Origin of the sequence: uncultured Stenotrophomonas sp., from assembly GCF_913778665.1 — a bacterium.
In the GTDB taxonomy this organism is placed as follows: Bacteria; Pseudomonadota; Gammaproteobacteria; order Xanthomonadales; family Xanthomonadaceae; genus Stenotrophomonas.
In genome coordinates, this window is record NZ_CAJYVQ010000005.1 from 83004 (window position 1) to 107227 (window position 24224).

The 24224-nt window shown below is 68.7% G+C and carries 20 protein-coding genes; 13 read left to right on the forward strand and 7 right to left on the reverse strand.

Annotated elements, in window-relative coordinates:
* Window positions 1-119: 119 nt before the first annotated feature.
* The gene (locus QZ853_RS06980; RefSeq protein WP_295571575.1) at window positions 120-3479 is read right to left on the reverse strand and encodes a TIM-barrel domain-containing protein; all 3360 of its coding nucleotides are present in this window, start codon (window positions 3477-3479) and stop codon (window positions 120-122) included.
* Window positions 3480-3801: 322 nt separating this feature from the next.
* On the opposite strand from QZ853_RS06980, the gene QZ853_RS06985 reads away from it, so the two are divergent.
* The 6 genes from QZ853_RS06985 (at window position 3802) to QZ853_RS07010 (ending at window position 11169) form a co-directional block, all read left to right on the forward strand.
* Window positions 3802-4968, forward strand: coding sequence for an SIS domain-containing protein (locus tag QZ853_RS06985; RefSeq protein ID WP_295571576.1), 1167 nt, complete (start codon window positions 3802-3804; stop codon window positions 4966-4968).
* Complete coding sequence (locus tag QZ853_RS06990) at window positions 4961-5899, forward strand: ROK family protein (RefSeq protein WP_295571577.1); 939 nt, start codon at window positions 4961-4963, stop codon at window positions 5897-5899. Before QZ853_RS06985 ends, QZ853_RS06990 begins: the two co-directional genes overlap by 8 nt.
* Before the next feature lie 17 nt (window positions 5900-5916).
* Window positions 5917-7251: a D-tagatose-bisphosphate aldolase, class II, non-catalytic subunit gene (locus QZ853_RS06995; RefSeq protein WP_295571578.1), complete on the forward strand. Its 1335-nt coding sequence runs from the start codon at window positions 5917-5919 to the stop codon at window positions 7249-7251.
* A 33-nt stretch (window positions 7252-7284) separates the two neighbouring features.
* Window positions 7285-8061: a DeoR family transcriptional regulator gene (locus QZ853_RS07000; RefSeq protein ID WP_295571579.1), complete on the forward strand. Its 777-nt coding sequence runs from the start codon at window positions 7285-7287 to the stop codon at window positions 8059-8061.
* The gene (locus QZ853_RS07005) at window positions 8058-9173 is read left to right on the forward strand and encodes an amidohydrolase family protein (protein WP_295571581.1); all 1116 of its coding nucleotides are present in this window, start codon (window positions 8058-8060) and stop codon (window positions 9171-9173) included. The genes QZ853_RS07000 and QZ853_RS07005 overlap by 4 nt, the downstream gene beginning before the upstream one ends.
* A 193-nt stretch (window positions 9174-9366) precedes the next feature.
* Window positions 9367-11169, forward strand: a complete 1803-nt coding sequence (locus QZ853_RS07010) for an MFS transporter (protein WP_295571582.1) — start codon at window positions 9367-9369, stop codon at window positions 11167-11169.
* A 52-nt stretch (window positions 11170-11221) separates the two neighbouring features.
* Here QZ853_RS07010 and QZ853_RS07015 read toward each other — a convergent pair whose 3' ends face one another.
* From QZ853_RS07015 to QZ853_RS07030, 4 genes are all read right to left on the reverse strand, one after another.
* Window positions 11222-11692, reverse strand: a complete 471-nt coding sequence (locus QZ853_RS07015; RefSeq protein ID WP_295571583.1) for a hypothetical protein — start codon at window positions 11690-11692, stop codon at window positions 11222-11224.
* Complete coding sequence (locus QZ853_RS07020) at window positions 11689-12240, reverse strand: HdeD family acid-resistance protein (RefSeq protein WP_295571584.1); 552 nt, start codon at window positions 12238-12240, stop codon at window positions 11689-11691. The genes QZ853_RS07015 and QZ853_RS07020 overlap by 4 nt, the downstream gene beginning before the upstream one ends.
* 58 nt (window positions 12241-12298) lie before the next feature.
* On the reverse strand, window positions 12299-12994 hold the full coding sequence (locus QZ853_RS07025) for a ComF family protein (RefSeq protein WP_295571585.1): 696 nt from the start codon (window positions 12992-12994) through the stop codon (window positions 12299-12301).
* A 115-nt stretch (window positions 12995-13109) separates the two neighbouring features.
* Window positions 13110-14432 carry a chloride channel protein gene (locus tag QZ853_RS07030; RefSeq protein ID WP_295571587.1) on the reverse strand — a complete coding sequence of 441 codons (1323 nt, stop codon included), beginning with the start codon at window positions 14430-14432 and terminating at the stop codon, window positions 13110-13112.
* A gap of 202 nt (window positions 14433-14634) precedes the next feature.
* Here QZ853_RS07030 and bioB point away from each other — a divergent pair, with 202 nt between their 5' ends.
* The 5 genes from bioB (at window position 14635) to bioC (ending at window position 19471) form a co-directional block, all read left to right on the forward strand.
* Window positions 14635-15678, forward strand: coding sequence for a biotin synthase BioB (gene bioB, locus QZ853_RS07035; protein WP_295571588.1), 1044 nt, complete (start codon window positions 14635-14637; stop codon window positions 15676-15678).
* A 67-nt stretch (window positions 15679-15745) separates the two neighbouring features.
* Window positions 15746-16969 (forward strand): 8-amino-7-oxononanoate synthase, encoded by a 1224-nt coding sequence (bioF, locus tag QZ853_RS07040; protein WP_295571589.1) that lies wholly within the window; start codon window positions 15746-15748, stop codon window positions 16967-16969.
* A 16-nt stretch (window positions 16970-16985) separates the two neighbouring features.
* Window positions 16986-17765 (forward strand): pimeloyl-ACP methyl ester esterase BioH, encoded by a 780-nt coding sequence (bioH, locus tag QZ853_RS07045; RefSeq protein WP_295571591.1) that lies wholly within the window; start codon window positions 16986-16988, stop codon window positions 17763-17765.
* A 29-nt stretch (window positions 17766-17794) separates the two neighbouring features.
* The gene (locus tag QZ853_RS07050) at window positions 17795-18574 is read left to right on the forward strand and encodes an SDR family oxidoreductase (RefSeq protein WP_295571594.1); all 780 of its coding nucleotides are present in this window, start codon (window positions 17795-17797) and stop codon (window positions 18572-18574) included.
* A 12-nt stretch (window positions 18575-18586) separates the two neighbouring features.
* Window positions 18587-19471, forward strand: a complete 885-nt coding sequence (gene bioC / locus QZ853_RS07055; RefSeq protein ID WP_295571596.1) for a malonyl-ACP O-methyltransferase BioC — start codon at window positions 18587-18589, stop codon at window positions 19469-19471.
* Window positions 19472-19506: 35 nt separating this feature from the next.
* On the opposite strand, the gene QZ853_RS07060 is transcribed toward bioC, so the two are convergent.
* Together QZ853_RS07060 and QZ853_RS07065 are read right to left on the reverse strand one after the other, a co-directional pair.
* Entirely contained in the window at window positions 19507-20151 is a 645-nt protein-coding gene (locus QZ853_RS07060) for a YdcF family protein (RefSeq protein ID WP_295571654.1), read from the reverse strand.
* Entirely contained in the window at window positions 20136-21098 is a 963-nt protein-coding gene (locus tag QZ853_RS07065) for a pyridoxal-phosphate dependent enzyme (protein WP_295571598.1), read from the reverse strand. Before QZ853_RS07065 ends, QZ853_RS07060 begins: the two co-directional genes overlap by 16 nt.
* A gap of 159 nt (window positions 21099-21257) precedes the next feature.
* Between QZ853_RS07065 and QZ853_RS07070 the strand changes: the two genes are divergently transcribed.
* Window positions 21258-21746 carry a hypothetical protein gene (locus tag QZ853_RS07070; RefSeq protein ID WP_295571600.1) on the forward strand — a complete coding sequence of 163 codons (489 nt, stop codon included), beginning with the start codon at window positions 21258-21260 and terminating at the stop codon, window positions 21744-21746.
* Between the two features lie 531 nt (window positions 21747-22277).
* Window positions 22278-24167 carry a tRNA uridine-5-carboxymethylaminomethyl(34) synthesis enzyme MnmG gene (mnmG, locus tag QZ853_RS07075; protein ID WP_295571602.1) on the forward strand — a complete coding sequence of 630 codons (1890 nt, stop codon included), beginning with the start codon at window positions 22278-22280 and terminating at the stop codon, window positions 24165-24167.
* Window positions 24168-24224 lie beyond the last annotated feature (57 nt).

Sequence of the window (24224 nt, forward strand, 5' to 3'; positions counted from 1 at the left end):
GGCAGGGGTGCAGCGCAATAGGTGAGCGCGTGGGCGTTCGGCGGGCAAAACGCTCCCGGGCCACGGCCACGAGGGCCGTAGTCGGAATGGGCGGGGGGAGGAGCGGTGTTACGAGGGGGTCATGGGGCGACGATGCTGGCGGAGTCGCCCTCCTGGCCGATCAGCACGGCATTGGCCCAGTTGGCGCAGACCTGGGCGGGTTGACTGCCCTGCGCACCCAGCGTGCGCAGGCTCAGGGTGGAAAGGCCACGAATGTCCAGCTCCGGCTTGACCACGCCGGGCGCCTTCACCAGGCCGCTGTCGTACAGCAGGCGGTTGTCACCCCAGACCTGGAACTGCAGCCCACCCGCGCTGCGGCAGGCGTCGTCGATGCCGAGGTCGGCACGCAGCAGGTGCCAGCCGCCCTGCAGGCGCAGGTCGATGCGGCTGTTGGCACCCACGCCCAGGCCACGGCGGAACTGCAGGCCGTTCATGCGCATGCCGGCGTCGCCACGGAACGACTGGTCGGCGCGCACCTGGCTGGCCAGCGCGGCCGGCACCGGCAGCTCGGAGAGATAGCGCTGCCGGGCCGGTCGCTCCGGTTCCTGGTGTTCGAGGATGTGGAAGGTGGACAATGCGATCGGGCCGACGTCGCGCGGCTGCAGCGCATCGAAGGCGCGGGCGCTGCCCTGCGCCGCAGTGACCATCGGATCGGTGCTGCTGGCGCCATCGCCCTCGGGGTTCTGCACGCTCAGCACGCGGAAGCGCAGCAGGCGACCGGCGTGGGCCGGGAAGTCGATGCGCTGCACGCCTTCCTTCAACTGCAGGCGGCCACGTGCGACCGGTTCGCTCCACTCGCCGTTGCTGTCACCCAGGTACACCTCGTAGTCGCGTACCTGACCATGCTTCCAGTTCTTGTCGTTGCGCGGTGCGATGTCGATGCCATCGATCATCTTCCGCTCACCGAACCCGATCACCCACTCATGCGCACCAGTGCGCACCGCCTGGTTGCGCACGCTGCGGAACCAGGTTGCCGGATCGTCGTCGAAGGCATTTTCAAGGGCGTGGCCGGGCTCTTCGGCCGGGCGGTTGACCACCAGCAGGCTGTCGGCGGGCAGTTCGCGGCCGAGCACCGGCGCGGCCGGATACACGTCGTCGGCAGCCGCTGCGGCGATCGTGAAATCCAGCTGCAGCTGCAGCGGCTGGCGGATGTCCTGGGTAGCGGTACGCACGTGCAGCGTGCCACGGCGCTCCTTGGCATCGAAGTACCAGCCTTCAGCCGCAGCGTTGAACGCAGCGGCGTCAGCCAGCGCCGGCAGCGCGCGGCCACCGGCCTGCACCGCACGCGGTGCCTGGCGGCTGAGCACGCGCAGGCCATAGCGGCGCTGCGGCAGCTGGCCGCTGTACTGGCCCTGCACCGGATCGATCTGCACCTGCACCGGGCCACTGCCCTGCGCCGGCGCCTGCACGCGGATCCGCTGCGTGCTCGACTCGCCCTGCTGGTAACGGCGGGTGTTGCCGTCGTCTTCGTACAGCGTGTACTGCGAATCACCTTGGGGGTACAGGTCGAAGGTGACTTCATCGAGCGGCTTCTCACCGTCGAACAGCATCGACGGATACATCGGCAGGATCGCACCGGCGCGCACGAACACCGGCAGCGTGGCCAGGTCCACCTGGCGGTCGAGTTGGCGTCCGTCGGCACCGGCCTGCACGCGGCGGCCATCCCAGTAGTCGATCCAGCCGCCGGCCGGCAGGTGGATGTCACGGCGCCAACCACGACTGGCCGCCTGGCTGCGGTACACCGGCGCCACCAGCAGGTCGCGGCCGAGCAGGAACTGGTACTTGTAGGTTTCATCCTGCGCATGCGGGTCGCGCGGGTTGTCCCACATCAGGCCGCGCACCGGCGGCGCACCGGTCTGCGCGGCTTCGTGCACCAGCCCGTACATGTATGGGGTCAGGCGCATCTTCAGCTTCAGGTAATCGCGGTTGATGCTGCGGTACGGCTCGTCGTACCACCACGGGTGCTTGCGCGCGTTCGACGACCAGCCGCTCATGCCCATCAGTACCGGCGTGAACGCCTTCCACTGCAGGTCGCGGGTGAAGGTCTCGGCGCTGCCGCCGAAGATCGCATCCACATCGCCGCTGGCGTAGGCCATGCCGGACAGGCCCGAACCGACCAGGGTCGGCACGTGCCAGCGGATGTAGTCCCAGCTGCTGCTCTGGTCGCCGGTCCAGGCCACTGCGTAGCGCTGGATGCCGGCCCAGCCCATCACCGTCCACAGGAACGGGCGCGAATCGGAATTGTCGAGGATGCCGTTGAACGCCTGACGGTTGGCGTCCATCGCGAACTGGTAGCCCTTGCCGGTCCAGGCCACGTCCAGCTTCTGCACGCGGCTGCCGGCCTTGCCCACTTCCCAGGCGATCTTGTCGACGCCGTTCTCGGTCCACAGGCCGGTGCGGAAACCGTAGCCGGCCAGCCCCTTCACCGTTTCCGGCAGCTGCTTGTAACCGCAGCCGTAGCCATCGTTGGGCAGGATCCAGCCACCGGGCATGTCGTGGGCACGGTACTGCTTGGCCACGCTGTCGATCACATCGGGGGTGGTGCCGGTCGGGCCGTCGCTCCAGCCTTCGGGCACGGTGCCGGGCTTCTTGCTGTTGTCGCCGTCGTTGTAGCAATCGGCATCGCCGTAGGACAGCGCCCAGCGTGCCACCATGTTCGGGCGGCCGGTCAGCTGGGTGTAGCGCTCGATCAGCTTCGGCAGATCCGCTCCGACGAAGTAGTAGGCGTCGAAACGGTCTTCGCGATGCAGCAGCGTGGCCTGGTCGGCCTCGCGCAGATCGTAGCTGCCATCACTCCAGGTATTGCGCAGCATGCCCCAGCCACGGCTGCTCAGCAGCATCGGCGCCGGGCTCGGGCGGTCGCCCTCTTCCCAGCCGCCGGAATAGGACACGTCCAGCTCGCGGCCCTTGAACTGGTAGCGGCCGTTCTGCTGGCCACCGCCGAAGTAGCCTTCATCGGCCTGCGACGACAGCACCTGCACGCTCTGCGTGGCATCCAGGTCCAGCGGCTGAAGCTCCTGCCACAGCGCGGTGGGCTGGCCGTTGTCCAGGCGCTCCAGGCGCATGCGCAGCGGCTGCCGCTGCACATGCAGCACCAGCGCATCGGTACGCACGCGGATTTCCTGTGCATCTTCTTCCAGCTGCACCTGCACGTTCGCCTTGGGCTGCGGCACTACGATCGGCGCGGCCTTGTCGCCGGCGCCGGTCAGCGTGCCGTTGCGGCCGGCCTGCACGCGGATGATGTCGGTGGCCGGCAGTTCGATGCGGATGCGCGCGCCCTTGTCGGTCTGCAGGTCCCAGCCCTGCACGCCGTCGCGGCTGTCGCTGGCACTGACCGAACGCAGGTTGCCGACCGGCTCGGCATGGGCCGACGTGGACGCCAGCATCAATGCCGGCAACAGGGCCAGCATCAGCGGCGAGCGACGAACGCAGTTTTCCACGCGGACTCCCAACCCGTTCACCGGGCGTTTCGAAAGCGATTGAGCCGACTCTAGGGCAGCGATTCGAAAGATGTCAACAAATTGAAAGGAAAAAGGAAGATATATTCCTTTGAAACGAAAGTTGTTGCGTCGCAATACTTTGTTTAAGCGTTTGAAGGCACCTGTTAAGCATTGTGCGATACGGCATTCGGCGGTTTCTTTCGTTTCCGGGCATGCCCGGGGCAGAGCGAAGCCGGCATCACATTTTCTTTCTTTTTACTTTCGCTATTTGACATTTCGAAAGAAAACGCAGATGGTGCGCTGGCCCAACTGGAACCTCCGAATGGACGTCACCCTGCTTTCCGATGTGTCCGCCTGGCAGCGCCTTGGCGGAGCCGATACCGCTACCGAAATCGCCCAGCAGCCTGCGCTGTGGGAAGCCCTTGCACAGGACCTGTCGCGGGCCCGCGACCGCCTGCAGGCCTTCCTCGGCGACAGCCTCAACGATCCCAACCAGCGCGTGCTGTTCACCGGCGCTGGCAGCTCCGGCTTCATCGCCGAAATGGTGGCCGATGCGATCAATGCACAGTGGCCGGCCGAGGTGCGCGTGGTGCACACCACCAGCCTGCTGACCCACCCGGCGCTGTACCTGCAGCGCGACCGCCCGACCCTGCTGGTGTCGTTTGGCCGCAGTGGCTCCAGCCCGGAAAGCGTGGCGGCGGTGGACCGCGTGCGCGCCGATGTGGATGACGCACGCTTCCTCGACATCACCTGCAACGCCGATGGCGAACTCGCCCGACGCGGCGCCGGCCGCGCAGATACCTGCACCCTGCTGATGCCCTCGGCCAGCTGCGACCGCGCGTTCGCGATGACCAGCAGCCTGACCTGCATGCTGCTGGCTGCGCTGACCGTGTTCGACCGCTCGTCGTGGGATGCCCGCGTGGCACGCCTGAAGCAGGTCGCCGCGCTGGCCCGCGAAGGCCAGGCGCAGTGGGATGCACCGGTGGCAGCGCTTGCGCAGGGCCCGTTCAACCGCGTGATCTACCTCGGCAGTGGCCCGCTGGAAGCACTGGCGCGCGAGTGCGCGCTGAAGGTGCTGGAGCTGACCGCCGGCCGCGTGCTGGCGTTGGCCAATACGCCACTGGGCTTCCGCCATGGCCCGAAGTCGACGCTGGACGGCAACACCCTGGTGGTGGTGCTGCGCAGCGCGCAGCCGCTGGCGCGCCGCTACGAACAGGACCTGCTGGACGAACTGCGCCGCGACGGCGTGGCCGGCCAGGTGCTGGCGATCGGCCCGCACTCGGATATCGGCACCGATGACGAGTACACCCTTGTGGTGCCGCCGCTTCACACTGCATTCGACGACCCGTGGCTGGCGCCGGTGTGGCTGGGCTTCGCGCAGCTGTTCGCGCTGCAGCGCTCGGCCGCGCTTGGCCTGACCCCCGACAACCCGTTCCCGGACGGCACCGTCAACCGCGTCGTCAAGGGCGTCACCATCCACCATGGCTGAGCTGATCGCCCACGCCTGCTATGGCATCGACATCGGCGGCACCAAGATCGAGCTGGTGGCGTGCGATGCGGCGATGCAGGTCACCTGGCGGCGCCGGGTCAGCACCCCGCAGGGCGACTACGACGGCTTCCTGCAGGCCCTGCTGGGCCTGGTGGCCGACGCGGATGCTGCGCTGGGCCGCAATGATTCCGCCATCGGCATCGCCCTGCCCGGCGTGCGTGATCGCCGCACCGGCCGCCAGCTCAGCGCGAATGTGCCGGCATTGACCGGCCACAGTGTGGCCGCCGACCTGCAGGCGCGCCTGCAGCGACCGCTGCACTTCGGCAACGACCTGCAGTGCTTCGCCCTGTCCGAGGCACATGGCGGTGCCGCTGACGGTTACCCCAGCATGTTCGGCGCCATCCTCGGCACCGGTGCCGGCGGCGGCTTCTGCCTGCAGGGCCGCCTGCTGTCCGGCTTCAACGGCCTGGCCGGCGAATGGGGCCACTGGAGCGTGCCCGGCCACCTGCTGCAGCGCCATGGCCTGCCACTGATCGACTGCGCCTGTGGCCTGCAGGGCTGCGTGGAGCGCTACGTGTCCGGCAGCGGGCTGGCAATGATCGAGCGCCACCTCGGTGGCAGTGCCGCGGACGCCAGCGCCGTGATCGCCCTGGCCGAAGCCGGCGATGCACGTGCGCGCAAGGCGCTGGACATCCACCGCGATCTGCTTGGCCACAGCCTGGCCGCGCTGGTGCTGGCGCTGGACCCGCACGTGATCGTGCTCGGCGGCGGCCTGTCGCAGTACGTGCCGCTGTACCAGCAGCTGCCGGCCGCGATTTCCGCGCATCTGTTCAACGGCGTGCAGATACCCCCGATCGTGCCACCGCGCTTCGGCGATGCCGGTGGCGCACGCGGTGCTGCCCTGCTCGCCTGCCAACCCTCGTTTTCCTGATCGACCGGAGCCTGACCATGTCCCCGTTGCAGACCCTGCTTGCCTCCCACCGCGCCGGTGCCAATGTCGGCCTGTACAGCGTCTGCTGCAGCAACGAGCAGGTGCTGCGCGCGGCCATGCACGTGGCGCTGGCGCATGGCACCGTGCTGCTGATCGAGGCCACTTCCAACCAGGTCGACCAGTTCGGCGGCTACACCGGCATGACCCCGCCGCAGTACCGCGACTACGTCGGCACGCTGGCCGATGAGGAAGGCTTCCCGCGCGAGCGGCTGATCCTGGGCGGTGACCACCTTGGCCCGAATGCCTGGCAGAAGCGCCCGGCCGCCGAGGCGATGACCCACGCACGCGTGCTGATCGAAGCCTATGTCGCCGCCGGCTTCCACAAGATCCACCTGGATTGCAGCATGTCCTGCGCCGATGACCCGGTGCCGCTGCCGGACGCCATCGTCGCAGCGCGTTCGGCCGAGCTGGCTGAAATCGCCGAGCGCACCGCTGCGGATCATGGCCTGCCGCCGCCGGTCTACGTGATCGGTACCGAAGTGCCGATTCCCGGTGGAGAAGCCTCGCTGGCCGAGGGCCTGCAGGTGACCACACCGGCCGCCGCAGCGCAGACCCTGGCCATTCATCAGCAGGCCTTCGACACTCCGCAGCTGCGCGATGCCTGGCAGCGCGTGATCGCGATGGTCGTGCAGCCGGGCGTGGACTTCGACCACAGCAGCGTGCACGAGTACGACGCCACTGCCGCCAGCACGCTGGCCGATTTCCTCGAACAGCAGCCGCGCATCGTGTTCGAAGCGCATTCCACCGACTACCAGCGCGAAAGCGGCCTGCACGCACTGGTGCGCGACCACTTCGCCATCCTCAAGGTTGGCCCGGCGGCGACCTTCGCCTATCGCGAAGCGCTGTTCGCGCTGGCCGCGATCGAGGCCGAACTGCTGCCGGCCGCACAGTGCTCGCGCCTGCCGCAGGTGCTGGATGACGTGATGGTGGCGCAGCCGAGGTACTGGCAGTCCTACTACCAGGGCGATGAGGCAGCGCTGCGGCTGCTGCGCAGTTACTCCTTCAGCGATCGCTGCCGCTACTACTGGGGCGAGCCGGCGTTGGTGGAGGCGGTGCAGACCCTGTTCGCCAACCTGGAACGGCACGCGCCGCCGCTGGTACTGCTCAGCCAGTACCTGCCCGAGCAGTACCGCGCCGTGCGCGAGGGCACACTGGCCAATACGCCTACCGCGCTGGTGCAGCACCGCATCGGCCTGTGCCTGGGCGAGTACGCCCGTGCCTGCAGCGCCAACCAGGCCGGAACCCGCACGCACCACGCAGGCGCGGCTGCCGCCGCTGCTGCGAACGGCTAATCTCTACCTTTCCCCGCGACACCGAGAATGGCCATGCGCAACACCCGCTCCCGCCGGCAACAGATCCTGCAGCTGCTGATCGAGCACGGCTCGGTGCAGGTAGCCGATCTGGTCGAGCGCTTCGGCGTGTCGGCGGTGACCATCCGTGCCGACCTGACCCACTTCGAATCGCAGGGCCTGGCCAACCGCACCCACGGTGGCGCCACGCTGGTGCGCACGCCGCCGCAGGAACAGGACATCCACGAAAAGGACGCACTGAACCTGCCGCTGAAGGAATCGATCGGCGCGTGTGCCGCGCGCCTGGTGCGGCCCGGTGACAACATCATCATCGACTCCGGCTCGACCACGATGACCCTGGCCCGTCACCTGCGAAGCCAGCGCGACGTGACGGTGATGACCAACGGGCTGAACATCGCCTGGGAACTGGCCAACGCGCCCGGCATCAACGTGCTGCTGACCGGTGGCCTGCTGCGCCAGCAGTCGCTGTCGCTGCAGGGCAGCCAGGCCGAGGCCAGCCTCAATTCGTACAGCTTCGACACCCTGTTCCTGGGCGTGGATGGCCTCGACCTGCAGTTCGGACTGACCACCCACGACGAAGCCGAAGCCCGCCTCAACCACCGCATGGTCGAGCGCGCGCGCCGCATCGTGGTGCTCACCGACGCCTCCAAGTTCGGCCGCGTCAGCCTGCACCGCATCGCGCTGCTGGATCAGATCCACTCCATCATCACCGATGCCGGCATCGACGACGCATCCCGCGAGGGCCTGCAGCGGCTGGGCATCGAAGTGATCATCGCCGAGCCCGCCGCATGACCGACACCCGCTCCCTGCATGGCCGCATCCTCACCCCGCTGGGCTGGCGGCGCGGCCAGGTCCACTTCGATTCGCGCGTGCGCCAGCTGCAAGTAGACGACCACAGCGGCGCTGATGACCTGCAGCTGCCGGTAATCCTGCCCGGCTTCATCGACCTGCACGTGCATGGTGCGGCCGGCGTGGACCTGATGCAGGGCGGCGACGTGGCCCGCACCATCGCCCGCACCCACCTGCGCTTTGGCACCACTACGCTGCTGGCGACCACCATGACCGCCGGCCTGGACGAGATCGAGCACGCGCTGCAGGGCGTGGCCGCCACCATGGCCGCGCCCGATGCCGATGCGGCGTGCATTGCCGGTGTGCATCTGGAAGGACCGTTCATCAGCCCGCAGCGGCTGGGCGCACAGCCCAACCGTACCATCGAAGCAACACTGGCGCTGGTGCAGCAGCTGCACGCGCTGGCACCGATCCGGGTGATGACGCTGGCGCCGGAGATCGGCGAGCACACCGCGCTGATTCCCGCGCTTTCCGCGATGGGCATCCGCGTGCAGCTCGGCCACAGCGCTGGCACTTACGAGGACGGTGTGGCCGCCCTACAAGCCGGCGCTTCCGGTTTCACCCACCTGTTCAACGGCATGACCGGTGTCGACCACTACCGCCCGGGCATTGCCGCCGCTGCGTTGGCACATGCGCAGTACGCCGAGATCATTCCCGACCTGCAGCACATCCACCCCGGCGTGATCCGGCTGGCCGCGCGCGCGATTCCGCGCCTGTACGCGGTGACCGACGCCACGGCCGCCACCGGCATGCCCGATGGCGAGTACGCGCTGGGCGAACAGCGCGTGCACAAGTGCGGCGGCTGCGTGCGCCTGGCAACCGGTTCGCTGGCTGGCAGTGCGCTGACCATGGACCAGGCGCTGCGCAACCTGGTGCGCGTCGGCCTGGACCTGGCCGATGCCTCGCAGCGCGTTTCCACCTTCCCGGCCGACTACCTGGGCCTGGGCGATCGCGGCCGCATCGCGCCCGACGCCCGCGCCGACCTGGTGGTGCTGGACGCCGGATTGCGCCTGCAACAGGTGGTGGTCGGCGGGCGCGTGGTTGATCTGACCTGACGCACGCGATGCGGCCCGGACGCCGCGCGGGCGCCCCGTAGAGCCCAGCCACGCTCGGCTCACCGCGCGAAGTGCGGCTTGGGGAACCTCGATATCGGAACGGAAAGCAGCCGAGCATGGCTCGGCTCTACTTGAAGCGCGCAAGCGCAATGCCTCAGCCAAGCACCATCCCCGTTATTCCAGGAATACGCCGATGACCGCAGCCGCCGCACCTGCCGTACCCGCTTCCACCGCTCCGCGCTGGCCCGTACGCTATTTGCTCTTCATCGGCGGCCTCGGTGGCCTGTTGTACGGCATCGACATCGGCATCATCGCCGGTGCCCTGCCCTATCTTGAAGCGACCGCCAGCCACGCCTGGCAGCTCAGCAGCCAGCAGCTCGGCTTCGTGGTGGCGGCAGTACTGCTGGGCAGCGTGCTCTCCTCGCTGTTCGCCGGCATGATCGCCGACCTGATCGGCCGCCGCGGCGCGATGCTGCTGGCCGGCCTGCTGTTCACCGCCTCGATTCCGATCATGGCACTGGCCTCCGGCTACACGCCGCTGCTGCTGGGACGCCTGCTGCAGGGCATCAGTGGCGGTTTGATCGGCGTCGTGATTCCGCTGTACCTGGCCGAAGTGCTCAGCCCCGAACGGCGCGGGCGCGGCGCGGCCATGTTCCAGCTGCTGCTGACCGTTGGCCTCGTATTGGCAGCCCTGATCGGCCTGTACCACGCCCATGCCGTGGATGCCGCCGCCGAGGCCGTACGCTCGCTGCCGGTCGCACAGCAGGCGCAGGAACTGTTCACGGTGAAGGACCACGCTTGGCGCACCATCTTCTGGACCTGCCTGGCGCCTGGCCTGCTGTTCTGCGCCGGCATCTTCTGGCTCTCTGAATCACCACGCTGGCTGGTACGCCGCGGCCGCATCGACGAAGCGCGCCGCAGCCTGCAGCGCGTCCTTCCCGCCGTAGACGTCGAGCCCACGCTGGCCCAGATCCAGGCCCCGGAATCGAGCAGCAGCGACGGCAAGCGCGACCCGCTGCTCAGCCGCCGCTACGTGGTGCCGTTCGTGCTCGCGTGCGTGGTGCTGGCCTGCACCCAAGCCACCGGCATCAATTCGGTGCTGGCCTACGCGGTCAACATCCTCAACCAGGCGGGGCTGTCCGGGTCGGTCGCCAATGGCGCCGACGTCGCCATCAAGCTGCTCAACGCGGTGATGACCGTGGTCGCGCTGCTGCTGGTCGACCGCAAGGGCCGCAAGTTCCTGCTGATGCTGGGCAGCGGTGGCATCTGCCTGGCCCTGCTGGCCGCAGCCACGCTGTTCTTCCAGGCCGAACGCGGTCGCGCCGACGTGCAGCCGCAGCTGCAGGCGGCGGTCAGCGGCGACGGCCTGCAGCTGGTGCTGGATGACGCGCAGTGGCAGCGCCTGAGTAATGGCATCGACAGCCAAGGCCGACCGATGCAGCTGACCGTGTCGTACGCCTATGGTGACTTCACCAATGTGCGCGCCCTGCGCAGCGACAACCTGACTGATCGCGAGCTGCGCATCGAGCGTGCCGGCACTGTGCAGCCCGACAGCGTGATCGGCGCGTTCTTCCGCAAGCTGCATCTGAACCCGTTCGCCGACCCGGCCAGTGCCGCACGGGCACCGCTGCGCATCGAACAGGCCCGCATTGGCCCGGTGCCGCCGCCTGCCCATGGCTGGGCGGTGGCCACCTGCATCCTGGTGTTCGTCGCGTTCTTCGCGGTCGGCCCCGGGGTGTGCGTTTGGCTGGCACTGTCGGAGCTGATGCCGAACCGCATCCGCTCCAACGGCATGAGCATCGCACTGCTGATCAACCAGTTCGTGTCCACCACCATCGCCGCCATCTTCCTGCCCACGGTGGGGCACTACGGCTACGCCAGCATGTTCGTGTTCTGGGCAGCGTGCACCTTCGTGTTCTTCCTGGTGGCCGCGTTGTGGCTGCCCGAGACCAAGGGCAAGTCGCTGGAAGAGATCGAGGCGCGGTTCGCCCGGTAGCGGTCGACCTGGGTCGACCTCCGCGCGCGGCGCGGAGGTGTGGGCTCGCCCGTCATTTACCCGTGATGTGCCTGGCCAGCTCCTGCGCTTCGTCCTTGCCCGGCAACCCGCTCAGATTCATCGATTCAGAGAACGGTCCCTGCACCGTCGCCACCATCAGCACCCGGCCATCCACGCTGATCGCAATTCGCTGGCCGACCATCGCCGCTGTGCCATCGCGGATGCGCTGGTGCGCCTCAGGCCGATAGCGGATCTGCAGTGCCGTCAGGCCGTCGTCATCCTGCACAGAGCGCACATCGGCGATGTCCGCGCTGCCGGCAATCGGAGGCTCGCGCAACGTCAATGTCTCGTCCTGCCACTGCACCGGCACACCCTTGCCGGCCGCATCGACCGCGCTCAGGCGCACATCCACACCAGGAAGTGGCGGGCGGTCCGGTCCCACCTGCGTACCGGGCGTGGCCGCCGGCATGCATCCGGCCAGGACCATCGCCGCACCCAGCACCACCGGAAGCAGCGCCTTCACTTCAGCTTCCGCAGCTTGAACGCCACCAGCACCTGCAGCAGCCCGTACAGCAGGCTGCCGATGCCGATCCACAGTGTGGTCACCGCCACGCCCGCATACGGGTTGGCCGCAAACAGCAGGCCCAGCACCACGGCCAGCACACCGCTGAGGATCAGCAGCCACTCGCCCTGGATCTGCTTGCGCACGCGGATCGCGAACACGATGCGATAGATGCCGGCCACCAGCAGCCACGCCGCCAGGAACAACACCAGCACGCTGGCGGTGGCCAGCGGATTGATCACCGCCAGGATGCCGAAGCCCAGCGAGGCGATGGCATACAGGGCCAGCCAGCCACGCGAAGCGCCACTGCCTCCGGTCACCAGCGCGAACAGGCTGATCACGCCTTCGACAATGGCCACCACGCCCAGTGTCCACGCCAGCGCCATCGCCGCCGACAGCGGCCAGCCGACGGCAACAATGCCGAAGCCCAACGCAACCAGGCCGTACAGCAGCAGGATCCACCAGCTGCGCCCAACTGCCGACAAAAGGGGAGACAAGGGGGAATTCATGGCCACTCCTTCGTTCCGGAATCGGCCCCATCCTAGCCGCTCCACATGAAAGCGGTGATCACGGCACCCGTGCGCAGACCCACACGCGTACCTCGTCTGCGCCCGCCAGGCGCAGCGTCTCGGCAATCTCCATGACGGTGCTGCCGGTGGTCATTACATCGTCCACGACGGTCAACCGTGGAGGCACCGGCCCGCGCACATCGAAGGCATCGAACAGGTTCTCCCGGCGCTGTTCAGCGCTGCGCTCGGACTGCGGTGGGGTATGCCGACGCCGGTACAGCCCGTGCCAGACCGGCATCGGCAACAACCGGCACAGTTCCGCGGCCTGGTTGTAGCCACGCTGGCGCAGGCGCCGGTTGTGCAGCGGCACCGGGGCCAGCGGCGGGCACGACCATGGCGGTGCAGCACGCAGCATCAGCTGCACCAGCAGGCGACCGGCGGCCAGATCCTGGTGGAACTTGTAGCGCGCCAGCAACTGGTCGACCGGTGGCAGGTACAGCAGGCTGGCATGGGTGGCGGCCTGCGGTGGTGCCTCCTCGCGGCAGCTGCCGCAGACGATCAACGCGGTCTCCGGCAGCGGCAGTGCGCAGCGCAGGCAGGCACGGCTGGACCAGGGCAGATCGGCGAGGCAGGCGCGGCAGAGGTCCAGATCATCGTGGCCCGGGTCACCACAGACCAGGCAGCGCAGTGGCATGAGCAGGTGAAGCAGCGAGTGGAACATGCCGTGGCGGGCGTTGACAGGTGACAGACGCATGGCCCAGCCTTCCATGGCATCACGCGCGTGACCATCGGCAGACGCCGCATCCCGCTGTCAGGCCGCACTGCCAATGCCATCGGTGCGTGTCTTGGTCAGTATTCCCCCGATGCGACTAGCTGGCGCGTTCGCGCGCTGCCGCTGGCACCATCAACAGCTCCGCCAACCCGCGATAGATCGGTACCCTGCACACCAGCCCGGACACACCACGGGCGATCAGCACCGTCGCCAGGATCGGCAACAGCAGGTCGCCGCTGTCGGTCAGTTCCAGCGAGATCACCGCCGAGGTCAGTGGCGCCTGGGTGACGCCGGTCAGGTAGGCACACATACCCAGCAGCACGAAGGCACGCGGGTCCACGCTCGGCATCAGCACGGCCAGGTTGTGGCCAACTCCGGCACCGACCGCCAACGCAGGGGAGAACAGCCCACCCGGAATGCCTGCCACGTACGAGGCCAGGTTGGCCAGCAGCTTCATCAACCCGAACTCGTGGCCGACCAGCGCCTGGCCCTGCACCAGGCTGCGCGCCTGTTCGTAACCGGTACCGAACGCGCCTTCGCCGAACACCAGGGCCAGCACGACCACCACCAGGCCGCAGCCCGCGGCCAGCAATACCGGATGCCGCTGCCGCAGCTGGCCCAGCCAACGCGGACGGCCCGCCGCGCTGGCCAGTACCGCACGTGCGAACAGCCCGCCCAGCAGGCCCGCCACCACGCCGCACAGCAGGATCGCCAGCCAGCCTTGGCCCAGCGGCAGGCGTGCACTCACATGGCCGAAGTAGGTGTAATTGCCGAGCAGGCCCAGCGACACCACGCCACCGACGATCACCGCGGTCAACAGGGTGCCGGAGAAGCGATGTTCGAAACGGCCGCTGAGCTCCTCGATGGCGAAGACGATGCCGGCCAGCGGCGTGTTGAACGCCGCCGCAATACCCGCAGCGCCACCGGCCAACAGGAAGTGCGAGAGCTCGCGGGGATCCTTGAAGCCGAACCAGCGGCCGAACAGGTACATCAGGCTGGCGCCCACGTGCACGGTCGGGCCTTCACGGCCAACGGATGCGCCACCCAGCAGTGACAGCGAGGTCAGCAGCAGCTTGCCGGCCGACACAGCGGGCGAAAGGTTGGTTTTCCGGAACGGCTCATCGGGCTTGTCCAACGCAGCGATGACCTGCGGAATGCCGCTGCCACGCGTGGGTTTGAGCACGCCGGAAGTGAGCCACGCCAGCAGCGCGAAGATGCCGGGCGTGAGCAGCAGGGCCCACCACGGCGAGTGCGAGGTGATGCGCTGGAACAGATGGAAGGCGGCGTCGCTGGCCTTGGCAAACAGGATGGCCACCAGCGCGACGGCCACCGCGCCGCCCCAGAGCGCGGCACGGCGGCGCCAGGCCTCGCTGAGAACCAGCGCGGTGATACGGCCGCGGAGGCGATGGAGATCGGTCATGCAGGGCAGTGTGGACGCAACGGGAGCAGGCAGACAGCGGCCACTGTGGCTGAAGGCCTTGCAGGATGCGGTGAAACGCGGCCAGTCCGCCGGGGTGAATGGGAGTAAAGCCCGTAAACCTCTTCATATCATCACTGGTTGACAGACTTTCTTGACCCACCCACACTGCCGCCCTCGCTCCACTCGTACGCAAGGTCCCGCCATGGCTGCTGCCATCCGCCACGACTGGCAACACGACGAACTGCAGGCGCTGTTCGATCTGCCGTTCCCCGAGCTGCTGTTCCGCGCCGCGGCGGTCCATCGCGAGCACTTCGACCCATCGCAGGTACAGGTGTCCACGCTGCTGTCGGTGAAGACTGGTGGCTGCCCGGAAGACTGCGCGTACTGCCCGCAGGCGCAGCGCTACAACACCGGGGTGAACGCGCAGAAGCTGATGGAGACCGATGCGGTGCTGGCCAAGGCGCGCCAGGCCAAGGCCGCCGGCGCCTCGCGTTTCTGCATGGGCGCCGCATGGCGTTCGCCGAAGGACCGCGACATGCCGAAGGTGGCGGCGATGATCGCCGGGGTGAAAGCACTGGGGCTGGAAACCTGCGCCACGCTGGGCATGCTCAGCAGCGAGCAGGCGCGCGCGTTGAAGGATGCGGGCCTGGACTACTACAACCACAATCTCGACACCGCGCCGGACTACTACGATTCGATCATCCACACGCGCCAGTACCAGGACCGCCTGGATACGCTGGAACACGTGCGCGATGCCGGCCTGAAGACCTGCTGCGGCGGCATCGTCGGCATGGGCGAGACGCGCGCGCAGCGCGTCGGCCTGCTGCTGGCGCTGGCCACGCTGCCGGCGCATCCCGATTCGGTGCCGATCAACAAGCTGGTGCAGGTGGCGGGCACGCCGCTGCATGGCAGTGCCGAGCTGGACCCGTTCGAGTTCGTGCGCATGATCGCAGTGGCGCGCATCGCCATGCCGCGCGCGATGGTGCGGCTGTCGGCCGGGCGCGAGGCGATGAGTGACGAACTGCAGGCGCTGTGCTTCCTGGCGGGTGCCAACTCGATCTTCTACGGCGACAAGCTGCTGACCACCGGCAACCCGGAGAGCGAGCGCGACCTGGCTTTGTTCGCACGCCTGGGCCTGCAGCCGATGGCAGTACAGGTGGATGCCGAGGGCCATGACCACGGCGGCACCGTGCATGCCGACATCAGCACCGATGCGCCCGGCTGCGGTTGCGCTCACGCGGCGTGAGGCGGGGCGCAGGCAGGCGTCGCGGCAACGCGCTACCCTAGCCGCCCCGTCGCCGCATTCAGCCGCCATGGACCGCCCCGACCTGACCGCACGACTCCACTCCCAACGCGCCCTTCGCGATACCCAAGGCCGTCGCCGCCCGCGACGCACGGTCAGCCGTCGTGATGGCGTGCGCCTAGAAGTGGACGGCCAGTGGCTGACCGGCTTCTGCAGCAATGATTACCTGGGCCTGGCGCAGCAGTTCAGCGTGGTCAACGCGCTGCAGGATGCCGCCGCGCGCGAGGGCGCCGGTGCCGGTGCCTCGCACCTGGTCTGTGGTCACCACGCGCTGCACGACGCCCTCGAACGCGAGGTGGCCGACTGGCTCGGCTACCCGCGCGCACTCCTGTTCGGCAGTGGCTTCGCCGCCAACCTGGCGGTGCAGCAGGCGCTGCTGAGCGAAGAGAACGACGTATGCGTGCAGGACAAGCTCAACCACGCCAGCCTGCTTGATGCCACGCGGCTGGCCGGTGCGCGCCTGCGCCGCTACCCGCACCTGGATGCGGAAGGCGCAATGCGCCAGCTCAGGCACGCGCCCGACGGCGCGGCGATGCTGGCCACCGATGGTGTCTTCAGCATGGATGGCGACATCGCGCCGCTGCGTGCACTGTCGCTGGTCGCGCGCCTCCAGCAGGCGCTGTTCTACGTCGACGATGCGCATGGCGTGGGCGTGGTCGGTGATGGCCGCGGCAGCGTGGCCGCCGCCGGGCTCGGCGTGGACGACGTGCCGCTGCAACTGGTTACGCTGGGCAAGGCCCTGGGCGGTTCCGGCGCGCTGGTGCTGGGCCGCGACGATCTGATCGAGCATCTGGCCGAAACCGCGCGCCCGTACATCTACACCACCGCCGTGCCACCGGCGATGGCCGCCGCTGCACTCGAGGCGGTACGCCTGGCGCGCCGGGACAACTGGCGCCGTTCCAAGCTGGCCGACCTGATCGCGCTGTTCCGCAGCGAAGCACGCCGCCACGGGCTGGACCTGATGGCCTCGGAAACACCGATCCAGCCGCTGCTGTGCGGCGATGACCACAGCGCCATGGCGATGTCCAAGGCGCTGGAACAGGCCGGCTGGCTGGTCGGCGCGATCCGCCCGCCAACGGTGCCGGAAGGCAAGGCGCGCCTGCGCGTCACGCTGTCCGCACTGCATACGCCGGACCAGGTGCGCGGCCTGGTCAGCGCCATTGCCAGCGCGCGTGACCGCCTGACCCTGGCCGTGCGCGAGACCCCGCCGCCACCGCTGCCTGCCTTTGCCTGAGTTTCAGTCGTTGCCCATGCATATCGAAGTCACCGGCCGTGGGCCGGACCTGGTGTTGATCCACGGTTGGGCCCTGCAGGGCGGCGTGTTCGCGCCGCTGGTACAGCGGCTTGCGGATCAGTTCACCCTGCATCTGGTCGATCTGCCCGGTCACGGCCACAGCCGCGACGACACCACGCCACTGCGCCTGCCGTTCGTGGTCAGTGCCATTGCCGCGGCCACGCCGCCGGCGGTGTGGTGCGGCTGGTCGCTGGGCGGCCTGTTCGCACTGCACGCGGCGGCAACGCTGCCGAAAGTGCGCGGGCTGGCGATGATCGCCGCCACGCCGCGCTTCGTGCGAGGCGAGGATTGGCCCCATGCGGTGGAACCGGCGGTGTTCGAGCAGTTCGGGCGCGAGCTTGCGACCGACTTCGGCGGCACGCTGGAACGCTTCCTGGCGCTGGACGTGATGGGTTCGGCGCACGCCCGCGAGGAGCTTCGCACCCTGCGCCAGCGCCTGGTCGAGCGCGGTGCGCCTACCGAGCGCGCGCTGTTGGAAGGCCTGCGCCTGCTGGAAAGCACCGACCTGCGCGGAGCATTGCCGACGCTGGGCAAGCCGAGCCTGTGGATCGCCGGCCAGCGTGACCGGCTGGTGTCGCCGACGGCGATGCAGGCTGCCGCTGCGCTGGCCCCGGGCGCGCAGGCGCTGACCATCGCCCACGGCGGCCATGCGCCCTTCCTCGGCCATGCCGATGAGGCGGCCGCCGCCCTGCAACACTTCGTTGCCGGCCTGTCACCGGCCGATGGCGGACAATGAGCGCCTTCCACATTCCGCAGGACTGACGCATGGATCTGGGTGTCAACGGCCGCTGGGCACTGGTCTGCGGCGCCAGCAAGGGGTTGGGCCTGGGCTGCGCGCGTGCGCTGGTGCGTGAGGGCGTGAACGTGGTGATCGTGGCCCGCGGCGAGGCTGCATTGCAGATCGCTGCCGAGGAACTGCGTGCGCTTCCCGGCGCCGCTGAGGTCCGCGCCGTCGCCGCCGACGTCACCACCGAGGCCGGCCGTACGGCTGCGCTGACCGCCTGCCCGCAGGTGGACATCCTGGTCAACAACGCTGGCGGCCCACCGCCCGGCGACTTCCGTACCTTCGAGCGCGACGACTGGATCGCCGCACTGGACGCCAACATGCTGGCGCCGATCGCGCTGATCCGCGCCACCGTGGACGCGATGATCGCACGCGGCTTCGGCCGCATCGTCAACATCACCTCGTCTGCGGTGAAAGCCCCGATCGACATCCTGGCGCTGTCCAACGGTGCGCGCAGCGGCCTGACCGGTTTCGTCGCCGGCCTGTCGCGCCGCACCGTGGCCCACAACGTTACGATCAACAACCTGCTGCCCGGCCAGTTCGACACCGACCGCCTGCGCGCCAACTTCGCCCACAGTGCGGGCAAGGACGGCGACGCCGCGGAAGTGGCCGAGCGCCGCCGCCAGCAGATTCCCGCCGGCCGCTTCGGTACGCCGGACGAGTTCGGCGCCGCCTGCGCCTTCCTGTGCAGTGCACAGGCCGGTTACCTCACCGGGCAGAACCTGCTGATCGACGGCGGCGCCTACCCCGGTACGTTCTAAGAGAGTTTCGCAATGCCGTCCCACTTCGATGCCCGCCATGTCCGCCGCGCGTTCGCGCGTGCCGCCAGCAGCTACGACGCCGCTGCCGCTCTGCAGCGCGAGGTGCAGTCGCGGCTGATCGAGTCGCTGGACTATATGGAGGCGCGCAAGCCGGAGGTGGTGCTGGACATCGGCGCCGGTACCGGCCACGCCAGCGCACTGATCAAGAAGCGCTGGCCGAAGGCACAGGTGATCGCGCTGGACGTGGCGCTGCCGATGCTGGACCAGGCCAAGCGCCAGGCCGGCTGGTGGAGGCCGTTCCAGCGTCTTTGCGGCGATGCCGCTGCACTGCCGCTGGCCGACAACAGCGCGGACGTGATCTTCAGCAATCTGTGCCTGCAGTGGGTGGACGACCTGCCGACGGTGTTCGCCGGGTTCCGCCGCGTGCTCAAGCCGGGTGGCCTGCTGCTGTGTTCCACCTTCGGCCCGGAAACGCTGGTTGAACTCAACGAGGCGTTCGCGGCCGCCGATGACCGCCCGCACGTGAGCCGCTTCGCGCAGATCGCCCAGTTCGGCGATGCACTGATGATGGCTGGCTTCCGCGACCCGGTGCTGGACCGCGATCTGTTCACCCTGACCTACGACGACCTGCCCTCGCTGATGCGCGAGCTGCGCGCGATGGGCGCGACCAATGCGCGCGTGGACCGCCGCCATACCCTGACCGGGCGCGGACGTTTCGCTGCCGCCGCCGCGGCGTATGAACCGATGCGGCGTGCCGACGGCAAGCTGCCCAGCAGCTGGGAAGTGATCTATGCCCACGCCTGGGCACCGGACCCGGGCGCGCCGATCCGCGAAGGCGGGCATGACATCGCCTCGGTGCCGGTGTCGGCGATTCCGATCCGCCGCAAGCAGACCTGACTGTCTGGCAGCACCGGGCCATGCCCGGCGAGCGCTCAGGTATTGCCCGGCGAACTCAGCGGCGGGCGCACCAGGTCACGGTGGAAGAAGTAGATCTCCTGGACCAGGAAGCGCCAGCTGGTATGGAAGCTGCGGAAACGCGTGCTGGGCGTGGACGAGGCCATCGCATCGATGCCCAGCGCCTTGCTCAGGCGCAGCGCGCGCGCCATGTGCAGCGGGTCGCTGACAATGATCACCCGGTGCAGGTCGCGCTGGTCCATCAGCCGCTTGGCTTCCACCAGGTTCTGCACGGTATTGCGCGAGGCGGTCTCGATCAGGATCGCGTCGTCGGGCACGCCGTGCTTGAGCGCGTAGCGTCGCGCAACCTGTGATTCGGCAAAGCGCGCACCGGTGCCACCATAGCCACCGGTGAAGATCAGCAGCGGCGCAAAGCGGGCCTCATACAGATCCAGCCCATGGCGGATGCGTTCTTCGAACACTGGTGACGGCTTGGCGTCATAGGCGGCGGCACCCAGCACGATGATGGCGTCGGCCTTGGCGGCTTGGTCACGTTCACCCACCCAGACGATCCAGGCGGTCACGCCGAGCAGCCAGATCACCAGCAGCACGAACAGCCGCCACAACCAGCCCAGCAGGCCGGTGCGTTCACGGTGCCGCCCGCGACTCACGCCGTCCCCCAGCGCAGGGCTGGCAGATCGACGTTGCCGCCGGACAACACCAGGCCCACGCGCAGGCCGGCGAAGCGTTGCGGCTGCGCCAGCACCGCAGCCAGCACGGTGGCCGACGAGGGTTCCACCACCTGCTTGAGCACATCCCACAGCAGGCGCATCGCCGCCAGCGTCGCGGCATCATTGACCACGATCACCTCGGCACCGGCGGCGCGCAGCAACTCGAAATTGGGCGCGCCGATCAGGGTACGCAGGCCATCGCAGATGGTGTCCGGGGTGAACGCGCCCTGGCGCTCGCCGCTGGCCAGCGAGCGGGCGGTGTCATCGGCGCCGGCCGGCTCGGCCAGAATCAGCCGGGTGTGCGGGCTGGCGTGCTGCAGGGCCAGCGCGGTACCGCTGGCCAGGCCACCGCCGCCCACCGGCACCACCAGCACATCGAACGGGCCGTCGCTGTGCAGCAGTTCCAGAGCCGCCGTGCCCTGCCCGGCCATCACCCCCGGGTCCGCATACGGATGGACCAGGGTCGCGCCGGTATCGGCCTGCACCTTGGCGCAAGTGGCCTCACGGTCGGCGATGGTCGGGGGGCAGCGCCAGAGCGTGGCGCCGTGGCGGGCGATATTGGCCAGCTTGGCCGCCACTGCCCCTTCCGGCACCACCACATGGCAGGGAATGCCGCGGGTGCGTGCGGCCAGGGCCAGCGCGGCACCGTGGTTGCCGGAGGAATGGGTCACCACGCCGGCACTGGCACGGTCAGCGTCGAGCGACCACACCGCATTGCAGGCACCACGAAACTTGAATGCGCCACCGCGCTGCAGGTGCTCGGCCTTGAATACCAGCTGTGCGCCGGTCATCGCGTCAAGTGCGCTCGATCGCAGCACCGGGGTCACGCTGGCATGCGGGGCGATCCTCGCAGCAGCAAGCAGGACGTCGTCGGTGCGGGGCAACAGTGAATCGCTCATGACGCAAGATTAACGTATGCCCCCGCGCTGGCGACCAGGGCACAGGTCATGCCAGCATGCGGGCCTACGCCTCCATTCATCCTGGCCAGCCGAATTAAGGGCCGATTCAATGCCCGCGCACGAAGCTGGTTGCACACCCGTCCTCTGGGGGGACCCACCATGAGAATGCGCCTGTTGCTTGCCGGTGGCCTGTTGCTGGGCCTGACTGGCTGCACCACCTACGACTATGTAGGCGGTGGCCGCGGTGGCGGCTACTACCACGGCGCGCCGTCGGTGGAGTACCGCTACCCGGCCGGCTATCCCTACAACTACGGCTACCCGTATTACGGTGGCTATGGCGGCTATTACGGCGGCTATGGCAACCCGTACTACTCGCGCCCGATCTACCGCCCGCCGCACAACCACCGCCCGCCGCCGCGTCCGCCCGGCAACGGTGGCGAGAACCGTCCGCCGCCGCCACGGCCGTCGTACAACGGTGGCTCCCCGTGGCGGAACATGGATTCGATGCGCCGCCCGCCGCAGTCGAACATGCAGCCGCGGGCGCCCGCCCCGCAGGCCCGTCCGGCCCCGGCACCGAGTGCGCCGAGGATGAACGGTTCCCCCTGGCGCAACATGGATCGTGCGACGCAGCGCACAGTTGAGCGCTGAACCGTCTTGCATTTCACACGGTCCAAGCCGCAATCTACGGGGGCAGTGACGGCCTGCGTCACAAAGTGACAAAAGCGACATAGGCCGTCGTGAATAGCTCTACGTCGATATCCGACAGGAACATCTGGATCCCCCCTGTTCCGGCCCTGTCGGATGTCGGCACCTCTGAAATGCAGACGGCCCCGCTATGCGGGGCCGTTTGTTTTTGGATGCCGCCGCAGAGACATCCGCGCATGGCGTGGATGGGGCCTTCCCGGCCCCTCCAAAAAAAACAGGGCCGGGCAGTCCCCCGACTGCCGGCCCTCTGCTCCCCCACCGTGCGCCTGTACCGGCCCCTGTTCCAATTCCGGTCACGGGCGCCTGAGGCGCCAGCCACGATGGGTGCTATTGGGTTATCTGCAAAAATCCTGCCAACTTTAGGGCTTATTTCGGCGTCAGGCCCCCGACCCCGGCGCCCTGGCCCCGAATGGCGCTAAAATCGCCACCCCGGCGCCGCCCCCGGCCGCGCCCGCCCCCAGCTGAACAGCCTCCATGAACCCGTCCTTCCATCGTTACGACGTCATCGTCATCGGCGGTGGCCACGCCGGCACCGAAGCCGCGCTGGCCGCCGCCCGTACCGGCGTGCGCACCCTGCTGCTGACCCACAACGTCGAAACCGTGGGCGCGATGAGCTGCAACCCGGCCATCGGCGGCATCGGCAAGGGCCACCTGGTCAAGGAGATCGACGCCCTCGGAGGCGCGATGGCGCATGCCGCCGACCGTGCCGGCATCCAGTGGCGCACGCTCAACGCGTCGAAGGGCCCGGCCGTGCGCGCCACCCGCTGCCAGGCCGACCGCAACCTGTACCGCATGGCGATCCGCGCCATCGTCGAAGGCCAGGACAACCTGACGGTGTTCCAGGCCGCGGTTGATGACCTGGTCATCGAAGGCGACGCCGTGCGCGGCGTCATCACCCAGACCGGCCTGCGCTTCGATGCCGGGGCGGTGGTGCTGACCGCCGGCACCTTCCTGGCCGGCAAGATCCACGTCGGCCCGACCCAGTACGCCGCCGGCCGCATGGGCGATCCACCAGCCACAACGCTGGCCGCGCGCCTGCGCGAGCGCCCGTTCCAGGTCGACCGCCTGAAGACCGGCACGCCGCCACGCATCGATGGCCGCTCGCTGGACTACAGCGTGATGGACGAGCAGCCCGGCGACACGCCGCGCCCGGTGATGTCCTTCCTCGGTTCGGTGGACGAGCATCCGCAGCAGGTCAGCTGCTGGATTACCCACACCACCGAGCAGACCCACCAGATCATCCGCGACGCGCTGCACCGCTCGCCGCTGTACAGCGGCCAGATCGAAGGCATCGGCCCGCGCTACTGCCCGTCCATCGAAGACAAGGTGGTGCGCTTCGCCGAAAAGGCCAGCCACCAGATCTTCGTCGAACCCGAAGGCCTGGGCATCGTCGAGATCTACCCCAACGGCATTTCCACCTCGCTGCCATTCGACGTGCAGCTGGAGATGGTGCGCAGCATCCGCGGCTTCGGGAACGCGCATATCACCCGTCCCGGCTACGCGATCGAATACGACTTCTTCGATCCGCGCGGGCTGAAGGCCTCGCTGGAAACCAAGCTGGTCAACGGCCTGTTCTTCGCCGGCCAGATCAACGGCACCACCGGCTATGAAGAAGCCGCCGCGCAGGGCCTGCTGGCCGGCCTCAACGCCGCACGCCAGGTGCGTGGGCTGGACGGCTGGTGCCCGCGCCGCGACGAGGCCTACCTGGGCGTGCTGGTGGATGACCTGATCACCCACGGCACCAACGAGCCGTACCGCATGTTCACCAGCCGCGCCGAATACCGCCTGCAGCTGCGCGAGGACAATGCCGACCAGCGCCTGACGCCGGCCGGCCGCGAAATGGGCCTGGTCGACGACCGCCGCTGGCACGCGTTCGAAACCAAGCAGGCCGCCGTCGCCGCCGAGCGCGCGCGACTGGGCGCGCTGTGGGCGACTCCGGCCAATGCGCTGGGCCGTGAAGTGCAGGAAACGCTGGGCGTGGCGGTCAGCCGCGAAACCAACGTGCTGGACCTGATCAAGCGCCCCGAGCTGGATTACGCGCAGCTGATGCAGGTGCCGTCGCTGGGCCCGGCCGTGGCCGACGGCAAGGTGGCCGAACAGGTGGAGATCGGCGTGAAGTACGCCGGCTACCTGGATCGCCAGCGCGAGGAAATCGAGCGCCAGCAGCGGCATGAGGCCACGCCGATCGCCGAGGCGTTCGACTATGCGGCCGTGCGCGGGCTGTCGGCCGAGGCGCTGCAGAAACTGGAGCGCGTGCGCCCGCAGACCATCGGCCAGGCGCAGCGCATTCCGGGCATGACCCCGGCGGCGATCTCGCTGCTGCTGGTGCACCTGGAGCGGGCGCGCCGCGGGCGCGTGGCGTAAGCGGTCGCACCTGCTTCTGGAGGGTGCTGAGCCGACCAAGGTCGGCACCTGCCGGAA

What these genes read in the sequence shown, in the direction of transcription:
- bioB (WP_295571588.1), top strand. Translation starts at nt 14,635, where the DNA reads ATGGCTGCTGCCATCCGCCACGACTGGCAACACGACGAACTGCAGGCG.
- mnmG (WP_295571602.1), top strand. Translation starts at nt 22,278, where the DNA reads ATGAACCCGTCCTTCCATCGTTACGACGTCATCGTCATCGGCGGTGGC.
- bioH (WP_295571591.1), top strand. Translation starts at nt 16,986, where the DNA reads ATGCATATCGAAGTCACCGGCCGTGGGCCGGACCTGGTGTTGATCCAC.
- QZ853_RS06985 (WP_295571576.1), top strand. Translation starts at nt 3,802, where the DNA reads ATGGACGTCACCCTGCTTTCCGATGTGTCCGCCTGGCAGCGCCTTGGC.
- QZ853_RS07025 (WP_295571585.1), bottom strand. Translation starts at nt 12,994, where the DNA reads ATGCGTCTGTCACCTGTCAACGCCCGCCACGGCATGTTCCACTCGCTG.
- QZ853_RS06995 (WP_295571578.1), top strand. Translation starts at nt 5,917, where the DNA reads ATGTCCCCGTTGCAGACCCTGCTTGCCTCCCACCGCGCCGGTGCCAAT.
- QZ853_RS06990 (WP_295571577.1), top strand. Translation starts at nt 4,961, where the DNA reads ATGGCTGAGCTGATCGCCCACGCCTGCTATGGCATCGACATCGGCGGC.
- bioC (WP_295571596.1), top strand. Translation starts at nt 18,587, where the DNA reads ATGCCGTCCCACTTCGATGCCCGCCATGTCCGCCGCGCGTTCGCGCGT.
- QZ853_RS07005 (WP_295571581.1), top strand. Translation starts at nt 8,058, where the DNA reads ATGACCGACACCCGCTCCCTGCATGGCCGCATCCTCACCCCGCTGGGC.
- QZ853_RS07050 (WP_295571594.1), top strand. Translation starts at nt 17,795, where the DNA reads ATGGATCTGGGTGTCAACGGCCGCTGGGCACTGGTCTGCGGCGCCAGC.
- bioF (WP_295571589.1), top strand. Translation starts at nt 15,746, where the DNA reads ATGGACCGCCCCGACCTGACCGCACGACTCCACTCCCAACGCGCCCTT.
- QZ853_RS07030 (WP_295571587.1), bottom strand. Translation starts at nt 14,432, where the DNA reads ATGACCGATCTCCATCGCCTCCGCGGCCGTATCACCGCGCTGGTTCTC.
- QZ853_RS07020 (WP_295571584.1), bottom strand. Translation starts at nt 12,240, where the DNA reads ATGAATTCCCCCTTGTCTCCCCTTTTGTCGGCAGTTGGGCGCAGCTGG.
- QZ853_RS07010 (WP_295571582.1), top strand. Translation starts at nt 9,367, where the DNA reads ATGACCGCAGCCGCCGCACCTGCCGTACCCGCTTCCACCGCTCCGCGC.
- QZ853_RS07070 (WP_295571600.1), top strand. Translation starts at nt 21,258, where the DNA reads ATGAGAATGCGCCTGTTGCTTGCCGGTGGCCTGTTGCTGGGCCTGACT.
- QZ853_RS07065 (WP_295571598.1), bottom strand. Translation starts at nt 21,098, where the DNA reads ATGAGCGATTCACTGTTGCCCCGCACCGACGACGTCCTGCTTGCTGCT.
- QZ853_RS07000 (WP_295571579.1), top strand. Translation starts at nt 7,285, where the DNA reads ATGCGCAACACCCGCTCCCGCCGGCAACAGATCCTGCAGCTGCTGATC.